At 63.8% G+C, this 13,449-nt stretch carries 19 protein-coding genes; 16 read left to right on the forward strand and 3 right to left on the reverse strand.

Translation table 11 applies throughout. The annotated features are described in order from the left end of the window. Window positions 1-64 precede the first annotated feature (64 nt). Window positions 65-463, forward strand: a complete 399-nt coding sequence (locus MUU55_RS08420) for a DUF930 domain-containing protein (RefSeq protein ID WP_425314157.1) — start codon at window positions 65-67, stop codon at window positions 461-463. A gap of 113 nt (window positions 464-576) precedes the next feature. On the opposite strand, the gene MUU55_RS08425 is transcribed toward MUU55_RS08420, so the two are convergent. Further along, window positions 577-1,443, reverse strand: a complete 867-nt coding sequence (locus MUU55_RS08425) for a VOC family protein (protein WP_244760901.1) — start codon at window positions 1,441-1,443, stop codon at window positions 577-579. A gap of 303 nt (window positions 1,444-1,746) precedes the next feature. Between MUU55_RS08425 and MUU55_RS08430 the strand changes: the two genes are divergently transcribed. Together MUU55_RS08430 and trhA are read left to right on the forward strand one after the other, a co-directional pair. Then, on the forward strand, window positions 1,747-2,070 hold the full coding sequence (locus tag MUU55_RS08430; RefSeq protein WP_244760326.1) for a TraR/DksA family transcriptional regulator: 324 nt from the start codon (window positions 1,747-1,749) through the stop codon (window positions 2,068-2,070). Window positions 2,071-2,171: 101 nt separating this feature from the next. Then, window positions 2,172-2,837: a PAQR family membrane homeostasis protein TrhA gene (gene trhA, locus MUU55_RS08435; RefSeq protein ID WP_244760327.1), complete on the forward strand. Its 666-nt coding sequence runs from the start codon at window positions 2,172-2,174 to the stop codon at window positions 2,835-2,837. A 5-nt stretch (window positions 2,838-2,842) separates the two neighbouring features. On the opposite strand, the gene MUU55_RS08440 is transcribed toward trhA, so the two are convergent. Further along, complete coding sequence (locus MUU55_RS08440) at window positions 2,843-3,346, reverse strand: hypothetical protein (RefSeq protein ID WP_244760328.1); 504 nt, start codon at window positions 3,344-3,346, stop codon at window positions 2,843-2,845. Between the two features lie 130 nt (window positions 3,347-3,476). Here MUU55_RS08440 and MUU55_RS08445 point away from each other — a divergent pair, with 130 nt between their 5' ends. Next, window positions 3,477-3,977: a GNAT family N-acetyltransferase gene (locus MUU55_RS08445; protein ID WP_244760329.1), complete on the forward strand. Its 501-nt coding sequence runs from the start codon at window positions 3,477-3,479 to the stop codon at window positions 3,975-3,977. A gap of 12 nt (window positions 3,978-3,989) precedes the next feature. Here MUU55_RS08445 and msrB read toward each other — a convergent pair whose 3' ends face one another. Further along, window positions 3,990-4,397 (reverse strand): peptide-methionine (R)-S-oxide reductase MsrB, encoded by a 408-nt coding sequence (msrB, locus tag MUU55_RS08450; protein ID WP_244760330.1) that lies wholly within the window; start codon window positions 4,395-4,397, stop codon window positions 3,990-3,992. Window positions 4,398-4,517: 120 nt separating this feature from the next. Here msrB and MUU55_RS08455 point away from each other — a divergent pair, with 120 nt between their 5' ends. From MUU55_RS08455 to MUU55_RS08510, 12 genes are all read left to right on the forward strand, one after another. Beyond that, window positions 4,518-4,769: a type II toxin-antitoxin system VapB family antitoxin gene (locus tag MUU55_RS08455; protein WP_244760331.1), complete on the forward strand. Its 252-nt coding sequence runs from the start codon at window positions 4,518-4,520 to the stop codon at window positions 4,767-4,769. Continuing rightward, window positions 4,766-5,161: a type II toxin-antitoxin system VapC family toxin gene (locus MUU55_RS08460; protein ID WP_244760332.1), complete on the forward strand. Its 396-nt coding sequence runs from the start codon at window positions 4,766-4,768 to the stop codon at window positions 5,159-5,161. The genes MUU55_RS08455 and MUU55_RS08460 overlap by 4 nt, the downstream gene beginning before the upstream one ends. Window positions 5,162-5,210: 49 nt before the next feature. After that, window positions 5,211-7,541 (forward strand): putative monovalent cation/H+ antiporter subunit A, encoded by a 2,331-nt coding sequence (locus MUU55_RS08465; RefSeq protein WP_244760333.1) that lies wholly within the window; start codon window positions 5,211-5,213, stop codon window positions 7,539-7,541. Beyond that, entirely contained in the window at window positions 7,538-7,957 is a 420-nt protein-coding gene (locus tag MUU55_RS08470) for a Na(+)/H(+) antiporter subunit B (protein ID WP_244760334.1), read from the forward strand. The genes MUU55_RS08465 and MUU55_RS08470 overlap by 4 nt, the downstream gene beginning before the upstream one ends. Then, window positions 7,957-8,334: a Na+/H+ antiporter subunit C gene (locus tag MUU55_RS08475; protein ID WP_244760335.1), complete on the forward strand. Its 378-nt coding sequence runs from the start codon at window positions 7,957-7,959 to the stop codon at window positions 8,332-8,334. Before MUU55_RS08470 ends, MUU55_RS08475 begins: the two co-directional genes overlap by 1 nt. 17 nt (window positions 8,335-8,351) lie before the next feature. After that, window positions 8,352-9,893 (forward strand): Na+/H+ antiporter subunit D, encoded by a 1,542-nt coding sequence (locus MUU55_RS08480; protein ID WP_244760336.1) that lies wholly within the window; start codon window positions 8,352-8,354, stop codon window positions 9,891-9,893. A gap of 1 nt (window position 9,894) precedes the next feature. Next, complete coding sequence (locus MUU55_RS08485) at window positions 9,895-10,368, forward strand: Na+/H+ antiporter subunit E (protein ID WP_244760337.1); 474 nt, start codon at window positions 9,895-9,897, stop codon at window positions 10,366-10,368. Continuing rightward, a complete protein-coding gene (locus tag MUU55_RS08490) occupies window positions 10,368-10,730 on the forward strand; it encodes a cation:proton antiporter (RefSeq protein WP_244760338.1) in 363 nt (120 codons plus the stop codon). Before MUU55_RS08485 ends, MUU55_RS08490 begins: the two co-directional genes overlap by 1 nt. Further along, window positions 10,730-11,086, forward strand: coding sequence for a monovalent cation/H(+) antiporter subunit G (mnhG, locus tag MUU55_RS08495; RefSeq protein ID WP_244760339.1), 357 nt, complete (start codon window positions 10,730-10,732; stop codon window positions 11,084-11,086). The genes MUU55_RS08490 and mnhG overlap by 1 nt, the downstream gene beginning before the upstream one ends. Before the next feature lie 422 nt (window positions 11,087-11,508). Beyond that, window positions 11,509-11,943 carry a Ros/MucR family transcriptional regulator gene (locus MUU55_RS08500; protein ID WP_244760340.1) on the forward strand — a complete coding sequence of 145 codons (435 nt, stop codon included), beginning with the start codon at window positions 11,509-11,511 and terminating at the stop codon, window positions 11,941-11,943. Window positions 11,944-12,194: 251 nt separating this feature from the next. Beyond that, complete coding sequence (locus MUU55_RS08505) at window positions 12,195-12,650, forward strand: helix-turn-helix domain-containing protein (protein ID WP_244760341.1); 456 nt, start codon at window positions 12,195-12,197, stop codon at window positions 12,648-12,650. Continuing rightward, window positions 12,643-13,440 (forward strand): DUF6456 domain-containing protein, encoded by a 798-nt coding sequence (locus MUU55_RS08510; protein ID WP_244760342.1) that lies wholly within the window; start codon window positions 12,643-12,645, stop codon window positions 13,438-13,440. Before MUU55_RS08505 ends, MUU55_RS08510 begins: the two co-directional genes overlap by 8 nt. Window positions 13,441-13,449: the final 9 nt, after the last annotated feature.

The following is a 13,449-nucleotide window of genomic DNA, read 5'->3' on the forward strand; positions in this document are numbered from 1 at the left end:
GACATATTGCGCGTTAACCCCGAATTAAGACGTCGGAAACGACGCCACGAAGAGGAGTGTCCCTTTGAAACGGCAGGTATCCGGGCTTCTCGCCGCCCTCTGCACACTGACGCTCGCGTCCCCCGCGTTTTCCATCGATGCGCGCATCCGCGGCCAGCTGGAAAAATTGACGCCGGAAGAACGACTGGAGCAGCGTTGCGACATGGAGGCGATGGACAAGATCGGCGCGGCGAAGGACGGCTTTCGCCCCGACAAGGTGATCGCCTACGCCTTCGGTGATCCCAAGCTCGACGGCACCACCTTCAGGACGAAGGGCGCGGTCTTCCGCAGCCAGGGCGAATGGTACCGCCTGTCCTACAAATGCGAAGCCAGCGCCGACCGCCTGGAGGTCAACGCCTTCAAGTACAAGATCGGCGACCAAGTGCCGCACGAGGACTGGGCGGCGCATTATTTGTATGATTGAGCGGGGTTTGTAAGACTGAGCGGGCGACGTCACAGGCGAGCCCAAGGATATCATTTCCTGCCCAACGACATCGCCAAATGAAAACGGCGCGTCCTCACGCGCCGTTTCTAACATTACGCCGAAAGCTTCAGCCCGATCCCCCAGGGATCGATCAGCGAGACCGTATCGCCCGAGCGGGTGCTTGCCAGCGAGAGTTCGTCCAGCTTCGCGACGGCGGCGTCCAGTTTGGCCTTGTCGTTGAAGCGGATCGTGTAGTCGGCAAGGCCGGTCATGCCGGTCTGGCGCTTCGGCTGGCCGCGGGAGTTCCAGACATTGGCCGCCACGTGGTGGTGGTACTTGCCGGTGGCGAAGAAGCTTGCGCCCGGATAGCTCGTCATGATGTCGAGGCCGAGCACGCCGTTGAAGAAGGCGTTGGCTTCCGGAATGTCGGAGACCTGCAGGTGGATATGGCCGATGACCGTGCCGTTTTCCTGGTGCGTCCAGCCGTCCTTCGGGGCTTCGTCATAAAGCGCCTGCAAATCGAGCCGGTTCGTCGCCATCTTCACGGTGCCGTCAGGCACATAGGTCCATTCCGACCGGTCGCGGTCGCGATAGATCTCGATGCCGTTGCCCTCGGGATCGTCGAGATAGATCGCCTCGCTGACGAGGTGATCGGACGCGCCGGTGAGCTGGACATTGTTGTGCGCGGCATGCGCCAGCCAGCGGCCGAGCTCCTTGCGGTTGGGCACGAGGAAGGCGGTGTGGAAGAGGCCGGGCGCATTGCGTGGTGCGCGGGCGGAATTGTTGCCCGTCGTCAGCGTCAGAAGCGGACGGCCGGCGACGCCGAGCGTCTCGCCGGATGCCGAGGTATCGAGAACCGTGAGGCCCATGACCTTCTGGTAGAAGGCCGAGGTCATCGGCAGGTCGACCACCGTCAGGTGCGAGTGATCGACGAAAGCCGGCATGTCGACGGCGTGGGTCTTGGTCGTTGCATCAGTCATGGGGGCGGTCTCCGCGTGCGTGGGGCCGGCCTTGGCGACGGCGATGCCGGCGGCGGCTGCGCCGAGGAACGTGCGTCTGTCGAGGTCCGTCATGATATCCATCCTGTGATCGGTTTCCCTCGGAAACCGTTGTGTTGGGGTGAATATGGCGGAAGCGCCGTGTTCACGAAAGACGACGTTTCGGCGATTTACTGTCAACGCAGCGTTGACGATGAGCGCAAGATAGCTTGATTCCGATCAATGCCGTTTGACAATGCCGGTGCCATTTTCCCCGCAGGCTTTCCAACAAGGGAGACGGAAATCGTGACGGATCTGGCTGGCTACAAGGACATTCTTCTCACCCGCAAGCGCGAGCTCTATCATCGCCTGAACAGGATCGAGACCGATCTCGACACGCTGAAAAGCGGCGACAGCGCCGATCGTGCCATCGAGCGCGAAAACGACGAGGTGCTAGAGGAATTCGGCGCGACCGGCCTCAAGGAGTTGAAGGCCATCGAAGCGGCTCTGGATCGCGTCGCCGCCGGGACCTTCGGCACCTGTGCCAAGTGCGGCAATCCCATCACACTGGCGCGTCTCGCCGCCGTGCCGCATGCCGCCCTCTGCGAGGAATGCATCGCGCAGGCGTAAGAAACGGCAACCTTTCGTGATCCGCCGAGAGCACCGAAGGTCTTGTTTCAGAACGCCGAACACGCCACCATGGCCCGACCGACACAACAGGGCAGGCCAGCGTGGAAATCAAGGGCGTCAAATGGACCTATGACCGGTCGGAAGTGATCGCCGATGGCATCGTGCATGGCGTCGGCGTGGTTTTCGCGCTGATCGGCGTCACGGCGCTGATCTTCTACGCCACTGTCTGGGCGACGAGCGGGCAGCTCGCGGCCGCCTGGGTCTATGGCGTCGGCCTCGTCGCGGCGCTCGCCACCTCCTTCGCCTACAATCTCTGGCCGGTCTCGAAGGTGAAGTGGCACCTGCGCCGCTTCGACCATTCGGCGATCTTCGTTTTGATTGCGGCCACCTACACGCCCTTCCTGCAACGCGGCATGGACGATCCGCTGCTCGCCGGCATGCTGATCTTCATCTGGCTGATGGCGGCGGCCGGTGTGGCGCTGAAATTCCTGTTTCCCGGCCGGTACGACCGGCTGGCCATTCTCGTCTATCTCGCGATGGGCTGGAGCGGCGTGTTCGCGGCCGGCCCCCTGACGACGCATCTTCCGATCGCCACGCTCGTGCTGATCGTCGCCGGCGGCGTGCTCTATTCCGTCGGCGTGATCTTCCATGTCTGGGAAAAGCTGCGCTTCCAGAACGCCATTTGGCACGGCTTCGTTGTCGCCGCCGCCGCCGTGCACTATTCCGCCGTCGTCACCAGTGTGGTGATGGGCGCGCCCGGCCTCTGAACGCTTCACTGCGCAGCGGGGGCGGCACCCTGCGCCGTGGTGCAGCCTTCGGCCGGATGCAGCGATTTCACCAGCTTGCCGACGAAGGGCGAAATCTCGGCCTTCATCGATTCGGGATATTCCAGCACGAAGGATGCCACGGCATCGTCGCAAAGCCGGATAGTGCGGTGATAGAGGATGCGGTCGCCGCGTGTGCCCGAAAGGCTTGCCCAGCCGGCCTTCTGCCGATCGTAGCTCAAATCCCAGCCCTCCTGCTTGTAGGTGGCGCGCCGGTCGGCGACGTCAAGCTCGAAGGGACCGGCCGCGAGATAGTGGCCCCAGACGGCCAGGGCCGCGCCCCCCTTCGAATAGGTACGCCCATCGCCATTATCGGCCTCGCTGGACAGCGCAAAACCCGGCGGGATATCCACGGCATAGCCGAAGCGATCGTTGACATAGGGCTCCCAACCGGCTGCGGCGGCGAGGGTCGGGAGGAGGAGAAGAAAAACGGAAAAAATCAAACGCTGCACGAAAAACCCCTTAAATGCCTGTGCTTTCATGACGGCCCAGCATCGCGGTTTCATCGAGCATGACAACACATGACTGGACAGGTTTCCCGCTCCTCCTGTAAGCGAAGGCAAACAAGTGGGGGGAACCACCATGGACATAACAATACGCGACGCCGTGGAAGCGGATCTCCCCGGCATACTCGACATCTACAACGATGCCGTTGCCAACACCACGGCGATCTGGAACGATGCGGTGGTCGATCTCGACAACCGCAAGGCCTGGTTTGCCGCCCGCCGCGAGCGCGGTTTTCCCATCCTCGTCGCGCTGCGCGGAAAACAGGTGATCGGCTACGCTTCCTACGGCGACTGGCGCGCCTTCGACGGTTTTCGCCACACGGTAGAGCACTCCGTTTATGTGCGGAGCGACGTGCGCCGCACCGGCAGCGGACGCAAGCTGATGAAGGCGCTGATCGAGCGCGCGACCTTCAACGGCATCCATGTCATGGTCGGCTGTATCGAGGCGGAGAACGCCGCCTCGATCAAACTGCACGAGCAGATGGGTTTTAGCATGGTTGGCCGCTTCAGCGAGGTGGGCATCAAGTTCGGCCGCTGGCTGGACCTGACCTGCATGGAGCTGAAACTCTCGAAGTAGCGACCCGGACGATCAGTCCGGATCGAAGCTCAGCGCGACGCCATTCATGCAATAGCGCAGGCCCGTCGGCGGCGGGCCGTCGGGGAAGACGTGGCCCAGATGGGCGTCGCAATCCGTGCAGCGGATTTCCGTGCGCGTCATGCCGTAGGAATAATCCGAATGGTCCGTCACGGCGCCGGGCGCGATCGGCTGGTAGAAGCTCGGCCAGCCGGTGCCGGAATTGAACTTCGTCTCCGACCGGTAGAGCGGTGCGTTGCAGCAGATGCAGCGATAGGTGCCCTTCTTGGAGAGATCGAAGTCCGGGCTGGAAAAGGCGCGCTCCGTGCCGTGTTCGCGCGTGATGCGGAACTGCTCAGGCGTCAGAATTTCCCGCCATTCTTCCTTGGTCTTGTAGACTTTCAACGTCGTCGTATCGTTCATGACGTCCTCCTGTTGGAAACATAGATAGGATGCGGGAAGGGTGAAGACAATCGGCTCTGCGCAGCTTGAAAGCGCCATGATTTCCTCCTATCCTCCATATTGATGCAGAAGGAGGAAATCATGCCTTTGAACATCAAGGACAATGAGGCGCACATCCTTGCCCGCAAGCTCGCGGAGGCGACGGGCGAGAGCCTGACTCAGGCCGTCAAGGTCTCCCTTGAGGAGCGGCTGGCGCGCATTCAGGTTGCCAACGGGCCGCGCCTTGCCGACCTGCTGGACCGCATCGCCCTCGACTGTGCGAGCCTGCCGGTTCTCGATCCGCGTTCGCCAGAAGAGATCCTCGGCTATGACGAAAACGGCTTGCCGCGATGATCGTGCTGGACACGTCAGCGCTTGTTGCCATCCTCACTGACGAGCCGGAACGGCGCGCCTTCAACGAAGCCATCGAAGGCGCCGCCGAACGGGTCATGAGCGCGGCGAGCCTCTTGGAAACCAAGATGGTGCTGTTCGCCCGCTATGGCAGCAGCGGCGTGAACGCGTTCGATGCTTTTCTGCTGCGGGCCAATATCCGGATCGAGGCTGTTACGGCGGCACAGGCCGAGATCGCCTTCGATGCTTTCCGCCGTTTCGGGCGCGGCACCGGTCATGCCGCACATTTGAACTATGGTGATTGCTTTTCCTATGCATTGGCGCGTGAAAACGCCGCGCCCTTGCTGTTCAAGGGTGGTGATTTCGGTTTGACCGACGTAGAAAAGGCGCTCTGATTTCTTGCAATGCCAATGACGGGCGAAGCCCGCAAATGAGGGGAGGGGCATGACAGCGGACACGATGGGCCTGACCTTCCTCGCCTTCTGCCTGCCGTTTCTCGGTGCGCTCGCCGCGCCGGCGCTGACGCGGCTTCTCGGTCATCACGCGGCCTGGCCGCTGGCGCTCGTACCGCTGGCCGTTTTCCTTCATTTCCTCGGCTTCAATGCCGAAATCGCCCGCGGCGAAATCGTCACCGGCGGCTATGCCTGGGTGCCGTCCTACAATGTCAGCTTCTCCTGGCTGATCGACGGGCTCTCGCTTGCGTTCCTGCTGCTGATTTCCGGTATCGGCGCGCTGATCGTGCTCTATGCCGGCGGCTACCTGAAGGGGCATCCGCATCAGGGGCGGTTCTTTTCCTTCATCCTGATGTTCATGGGGTCTATGCTCGGCGTCGTCGCGTCGGACAGTTTCCTGATGCTCTTCGTCTTCTGGGAGATGACCTCGATCACCTCCTTCCTGCTGATCGGCTTCGACCATGCGCGCGAGGCCTCGCGCCGCGCGGCGCTTCAGGCGCTAATCGTTACGGGCGGCGGCGGGCTCTTCCTGCTCGCCGGGCTGCTGCTGCTCTGGGACGTCACCGGTGTTACCCAGTTCTCGCTGCTGATGTCCTTCGGTCCCGAGTTGCGCGCCAGCCCGTTCTATCTCGCCATCCTCTTCCTCGTGCTGGGCGGCGCTTTCACCAAGTCGGCGCAGTTTCCGTTCCATTTCTGGCTGCCCAACGCCATGGAGGCGCCCACACCGGTCTCGGCCTATCTGCATTCGGCGACCATGGTGAAGGCCGGCGTCTATCTCCTGATGCGGCTCAACCCCGTGATGGGCGAAACGCCCGCCTGGGAAACCGTCCTGCCGGCCGTCGGCGGGCTGACGCTGCTCGTCGGCGCCGTGCTCGCCATCCGCCAGACCGATCTCAAGCTGATGCTCGCCTATACGACGGTGGCGTCGCTTGGTCTTCTCGTCATGCTGACCGGCTTCGGCTCGGAGCATGCGATTGCCGCCGCGGCGCTCTATCTCGTCGCCCATTCGCTCTTCAAGGGCGCGCTCTTCATGGTCGCCGGCCTGATCGATCACGAGACGGGCACGCGCGATATCACGAAGCTCGGCGGCCTCCGGCGCGCCATGCCCGTCACCTTCCTCGCGGCTCTTCTCGCTGCGCTTTCGATGGGCGGCCTGCCGCCGTTCTTCGGCTTCCTCGCCAAGGAGGAGGTCTACGCGGCCCTATCCGGCGGGAGTCTGCGCCAGATCGCCTTCACGGCCGCCGCCATCATCGGTAACGGCCTGATGTTTGCGGTCGCCTTCGCCGTGGCGCTGAAACCCTTCCTCGGCGCACCCGTCCAAACGCCGAAACATGCGCATGAAGGCCCGGCGCTGCTGTGGATCGGCCCGATGTTGCTGGCGGTCAAGGGCCTCGTCATCGGCCTGTTTTCCGCGGTCACCCATGCCCTTCTGACCTCGCCGCTCGCCTCCGCCATCTCGGGCGCGCCGCAGACCGTCACCATCTCCGCCCTGCCGCATCTCAGCCTCGCCTTCGGCCTGTCGCTCTTGACGGTCGCCTTCGGCCTCGGCGTCTTCCTGATGCTGGACCGGGCGCGGGAGGCGGCGAACCGTCTGGTCGAGGATATCGGCTGGGGGCCGGATCGCGGTTTCGACCAGGCGATGACCGGCCTCGTGCGCGCCGCCGCCGCCATCAGTCGGCTCCTCCAGCCGGGTCGTATGGAAATCTATATGACCGCCACCTTCGCGGTGATCGCGCTGGCGCTGCTGGTGCCGCCGGTGGTTTATGGCGAATGGCCGCGCCTGCCGGTCTGGCCGGCCGGAATGCCGTTCCATGAGCTGGCGGTGATGCTGCTCGCCGCCCTTGGCATCGGCGCGGTGCTGACCGCCGGCAACCGCCTGACGGCCATCGTGGCGCTCGGCATCCAGGGGCTCTGCGTCGCCTTGCTCTTCCTGCTGTTCGGCGCGCCGGATCTCGCCTTCACCCAGTTCATGATCGAGACGCTCTCCGTCGTCATTCTCGCCCTGGTGATGACGCGCCTGAAACTCACGCCGCGCGATCACCGACCGCTGCGGGAAAAAATCCCCGACGCGGTGATCGCCATTGCCTGCGGCGTCGGCTTCGCGCTCTATCTCCTGAGGGTCACGCAGGGCCGCTTCGACACCGCGCTGACGGATTTCTTCAATCTCTATTCGAAGACCATCGCGCATGGCGCCAATGTGGTGAATGTCATCATCGTCGATTTCCGCGGTACCGACACGCTCGGCGAAATCGCCGTCGTCATGGTCACGGGCCTGGCGATCCTCTCGATCATCCGCATCCGCAAGGGGAGGGCCGGGGCATGAACACCCTCATCTTCCGCACCGTCGCCCCGTTCCTCACCGCGCTCATGGCGCTGTTTTCCATTTTCGTTTTGCTGCGCGGCCATAACGAGCCGGGCGGGGGCTTCATCGGCGGGTTGATTGCCGTGTCGGCATTGGCGATCTTCGGCATTGCCAATGGCATTGCGGCGGTGCGCCGCGCGCTGTGGTTCCATCCGATGGCCATTTCCGCCTTCGGCCTGTTCATCGCCTGCCTTGCCGGCCTGCTCTCGGCCGCCTTCGGCGTGCCGTTCATGACGGGGCTCTGGATCACTCCGACCGTGCTCGGCGTCGAAATCCCGCTTTCCTCCGTGATGCTGTTCGATACTGGCGTCTATCTCGTCGTGGTGGGCGCGATCACGTCGATTGCGCTGGCGCTGGAAGCGGGGGACGACGTCTGATGGAGTTTCCCTTCGTCCTTCTGATCGGCCTTTTCTTCGCCGCCGCCGTCTATCTGATGCTGTCGAAGTTTCTGGTGCGCGTGCTGCTCGGGGTGGTGCTGCTCGGCAATGGCGTGAACCTGCTGCTCTTCACCAACGGCCGCATCCTGCGCGAGATACCGCCGATCATTCCCGAGGGACACGACGTGCCGGCGACGCTGACGGCCAATGCGCTGCCGCAGGCGCTGATCCTGACGGCCATCGTCATCTCCTTCTCCTTCTTCGCCTTCCTGCTGGTGCTGGTCTACCGCGCCTATCAGGACCTCGGCACCGACAATGGCAATGAGATGCGCTTGGCGGAGCCGGAAGACGATCCGCTACCGCCGACCGGCTACTGACAGGAACCGCCCCGCCAATGGCCGCAAATCCCGCCGATCTTTCCGCAGCCCTCGTCCTGACGCCGGTTCCCGCCGCCGACTGGCTGGTCGTGCTGCCGCCTGCCTGGTGTCTTCTGGTCGGCGCGGTGCTGCTGATGCTGCGCAAGTCGCTGCACCTGCAGGCGCTGATCGCCATTCCCGCGCTCGCCGTGCTTGTCGTCATCGATGCCCTTCTGCTCGCCCATGTCGCCGCCAACGGACCGGTGACGATGGTGATGGGGCGTTGGCTGCCGCCCTTCGGCATCGCGTTTACGGCTGACCTGACCGGCGTGCTCTTCGCGCTGGCCGGCGCGGTCGTCGCCTTTGCAGGGAGCGTGCATGCACTCGCCGATATCGATGCGAGCGGCCGGCGCTACGGTTTTTATCCGTTCCTGCTCCTGCTGATGGCCGGCGTCTCCGGCGCGTTCCTGACGGGCGACATCTTCAACCTCTATGTCTGGTTCGAGGTGCTGCTGATCTCGTCCTTCGGCCTGATCACGCTGGGGTCCGAGCCGCGCCAGATCGACGGCGCGATCAAATATGCCTTCCTCAACCTCGTCGCGACGACGCTGTTCCTCGTCACGACGGGCTATCTCTACGGTATCTTCGGCACGCTCAACATGGCCGACATCGCGGTGAAGGCGGCAGCGGGCCGCGCCGAACTGCCGCTGATGACGCTGGCCACGCTGTATTTCCTCGCTTTCGGCATGAAGGCGGCGGCCTTTCCGGTGAATTTCTGGCTGCCGGCCTCCTACCACACGCCGCGCGTCGTGGTGTCGGCGCTGTTTGCCGGCCTGCTCACCAAGGTCGGCATCTATGCGCTGCTGCGCACGCTGGTCATGCTGTTTCCCGTCGAGCGGGAGGAACTGAGTTTCCTCATCGCGATTGTCGGTGTCGCCACCATGCTTCTCGGCGCGCTTGGCGCGCTCGGTCAGAGCGATATCCGCCGGCTGCTCGGCTATGTCGTCATTTCCGGTATCGGCGTGATACTGGCGGGCCTGTCGCTGGGCAGTCCCGGCGGCATCGGCGGCGCCATATTTTATGCGCTGCATTCCATGGTGGTGATGACGGCGCTCTACATGGCAGCGGGACTGGCGGGGCGGCTGGCCGGCTCCTTCGATCTCAACCGGCTGGGCGGGCTCTATAGCCGCTCGGCGCTGTTTTCCGCCCTGTCGCTGGTGCTGTTCTTCGCCGCCTCCGGACTGCCGCCCTTCTCCGGCTTCTGGCCGAAAGTGATGGTGGCGAAGGCGGCGATCGATATCGGTGCCTGGTGGCTGACGGCATCGGTGTTCCTCGCCGGCTTCCTCACCACCATCGCGCTCGGCCGCGTCTTCGCGCTCGCCTATTGGCGCGCGGAGGTGCGGGGGCTACCGGCGCAAAGTATTCCCGCAAGCGCGCTGCTGCCGCTCGCCGGCCTCACGGCGCTGACGGTCGTCTTCGGTCTCTTCCCGGATGCGTTGCTGTCGCTGGTCCAGCATGCCGAGCAGAGCCTTGCCAATCCGGACGCCTATATCGGCTCCGTCTTTCCGGGAGGGAAGTGACATGCGGCCCGCCGTCATCATCGCCGTCTTCACGCTGGTCTGGCTTGCGGTTTCCGGCAGTTTCACCATCCCCAATCTCGTGCTCGGCATCGCCGCCGCGGCGCTGTCACTTCTTCTCGTCCGGGGCCATATCCAGCCGGACGGGCGGCGGTTGCGGCCGTTGAAGGCGCTCTCGCTGCTCGCTCTTTTCCTCAGGGAACTGGCGCTTTCCGCCTGGAAGGTGGCGGTGCTGGTGGTCCGCCCGAAGATGGACCTGAAACCGGGCATCTTCGCCTTTCCGCTGACCGTCGACCGGGACTTCGAGATCACGCTGCTCGCCAATCTCATCACGCTGACGCCGGGCACGCTGTCGGTCGATGTCTCCGAGGACCGGAAGACGCTGTATGTGCATGCGCTCGATTGCTCCGACCCGGCCGGCGCGCGGCGCGATATCGCGAATGGTTTCGAGAAGAAAATCCTGGAGGCCTTCCGCTGATGGGCGCTCAAATGATCCTTTCCGTGGCCTGCGGCATCGCGCTCCTGCTGATGTGCGCGGCCTTCTTCCTTGCCGCCTGGCGCGTCATCAAGGGGCCGACCCTGCCGGACCGCATCGTCGCGCTCGACACGCTCACCGCCATCGCCATCGGCTTCATCGCCGTCATCGCCATCAGGACGGGGTTCAACCTCTATATCGACATCGCCATTGCGCTCGGTCTCGTCGGTTTCCTCGCCACCGTCGCTTTCGCGCGGTTCGTGCTGAGCCAGGGCATGCAGCCGGGCGAGGCGGCCGCGCCGGAAGAAACGGCGGCCGATGCCAGGGCACGACGCGGCGGTGGCCATGCCAGGAGGCTGCGCTGATGCTGGATCTCGTTCTCGCGCTTGTCGTCGGCGTCATGCTCGTCGCGGGCGGTGTCTTCACCTTTCTCGCCGCGCTCGGCATTCTGCGCCTGCCGGATGTCTATACGCGCATGCACGCGGCCTCGAAGGCCGGCACGGTCGGCTCGGGTCTCATGCTGCTGGCGGCCGGCATCCATTCGCTCGACATCGCGATCTTCACCCGCGCGCTCGCCGGATTCGTCTTCTTCGTACTGACGGCACCGGTTGCCGCGCACCTCGTCGCGAAGGCCGCGCATGCGGCCGGCTATCGCCTGTCACGGCTTGCCGTGATGGACGACATGCGCGCGTCCCGCAAGCACGCCGCCAAGAAGCGTTGAAAAACGGTTGAGATAGCCCCCCTCAGAATTTATAGTATCCTGCGCTTTCCGGTGGATTTCTTTCCTTGTCGGAAGCTCTCATGTTTCTTTTCCAAAATACTTCTGGACTTTGAAGTTTGGAATGATATTCCAAAAGAAGTAAAGCATTCGGGTTGATTTAGCTTGATTGCGTGCTTCCTGTTTAAGTTGAGCTGGATGCGCATTCGCGCTCCTTCGGTATATGCACCGGATCCGGCTTAACTGGCGCGGTGGCGGCAATGTTCGAAAGTTATATTAACGTAAAATGCCCGTATTTCGGGATGAAGCCTGCCTGAAGACATCGATCTGATGCCAGTTTCCCCGATTCGGTTGCTTTGCTCGGAATTCAGTACCCTGCCGATGGAGAGAGACATCGGCTTTCGTCCATCCGACAGGAGAAAGACATGACAGAAACCACCCTTGGCACCAGCTCCAACCTGCTGGTGGAGCTGACCGCCGATATCGTCGCCGCCTATGTCGGCAACCATGTCGTTCCGGTCGCCGAACTGCCGGGTCTCATCGCCGACGTGCATGCCGCCTTGAACAACACGACGCAGCCCTCTGCCGCCGTCGAGGCGCCTGTGGTCGCCGAGAAGCCGAAGCCACCGGTTCCGGTGAAGAAGTCGGTTCAGAACGACTACATCATCTGCCTTGAGGACGGCCAGAAGTTCAAGTCGCTGAAGCGCCACCTGATGACCCACTACGGCATGACGCCGGAGGAGTACCGCGAGAAGTGGGACCTCCCGGCCGATTATCCGATGGTTGCTCCGGCCTATGCCGAAGCGCGCTCACGCCTGGCCAAGGAAATGGGCCTGGGCCAGCGCCGCAAGGGCAAGTAAGCCCTTCGCATTACAGAACGAAGAAAGGCCGGAGCGTCGCCGCTCCGGCCTTTCTTCGTTTGGGCGTTGCCCGGCACTGCAGTGGGGAAAACCGGGGTGTAGATTTGAATTAAGGAATATAAGCCTATATCGGGGATGTCGATCGCATATTTATGAATAGATTCAATGGCTGGTTGCATCGAGCTGCTTCATTCATCCCCGCTCTTGCTCTAGGGTGTATGAATAAATTCCTATCAACGGAGTGGCCAGTCATGCATCAGTTCATCGTATCCCAGAGGCGGGCGTCCCGAAATTGCCGGTCTGCGGCACCGGAAACCAAAGGTGCGGGGGGCGGGCAGGAGGGCGCTCGGCGTGCGGCGGCGGATCCTGACGGGCCGACCGTGCCGCCGGGTGTCGCCTGCCGGATCGTGCGCCAGCTCGTGCTGGAGATGACGGCCATGGCAAGCGAGCGGCCGCTGTGGCGCCGCGACGGCCGGCGCTCCACCTGCCATGTGCGCCAGATCGCCATGTATGTCTGCCATGTCATCCTGCAACTGTCCCTGTCGGATATCGGCGCGGCCTTCGGGCGTGACCGCACGACGGTCGGCCATGCCTGCAACGTGGTGGAGGACCGGCGCGACGACGCCTCGTTCGATGCCTTCGTCGCGTCGATCGAGCGTGTCGTGCTCTCGGTCTTCGGTCCCGCAGGGATCGGCAGCCATGGTTGAGGACGCGGACCGCGAACACGCCGCTGCGCTGGCGAGGTTTCTGCGCTTTCTGCTGGCCGCGGGCGATGTTTCGTTCGACGGGAAGCGGCTTCTGGCCGCGGATGGCCGGACGGAGACGGTTTCCCGCGACATCCTGGCGGATGCCGTGCGCCTCGGCCTCGTCACCCGCGCCGGAAGCCGGCTGGCGGCCAATCCGGAGGCGCGCGCCCATCTCAGGCGTCGGCTGTGCACGGCTGAAACACCCTTCGCCGCCCAGCATCGCGATCTGGCGCCGGTGGTGGTGGTGCATGACGGTACCCGGCAGACGGCGATGGCCAATCGGCTGGAATCGCCGCTTGCCGCGCTCGCCCGGCTGAAGGAGAAGACGGGCGAGGCCTGGCTGCCGGACGGCGCCATCGCCGCGGGTGAGCGCCTGCATGCGGATTTCACGCGCGGCGGCCTGCAGCCTCGGATGACCATGTCCTGGGAACCGCGCATCGCGACCCGCCAGAAGGGCGAGGCGGGGGCGGCGCGCGAGTTGACGGACACGGCGCTTGCCGCCCGTGGACGGGTGGCGAAGGCCATAGAGGCGATCGGGCCGGAACTGTCGGGGGTCGCGCTCGATGTCTGCTGCTTCATGAAGGGGCTGGAGACGGTGGAGCGCGAGCGCCAGTGGCCCGCCCGTTCGGCAAAGCTCCTGCTGCGCGCCGCCCTCATGGCGCTGGCCCGCCACTATGCACCGCCGGTGCCGCCGTCGCGGCGGATGCATGCCTGGGGCAGCGAGGGGTTTCGTCCGGATTTGCCGCGATAGCGGCGGTCC

The sequence above is a fragment of the Shinella curvata genome, assembly GCF_022899935.1.
In the GTDB taxonomy this organism is placed as follows: Bacteria; Pseudomonadota; Alphaproteobacteria; order Rhizobiales; family Rhizobiaceae; genus Shinella; species Shinella curvata.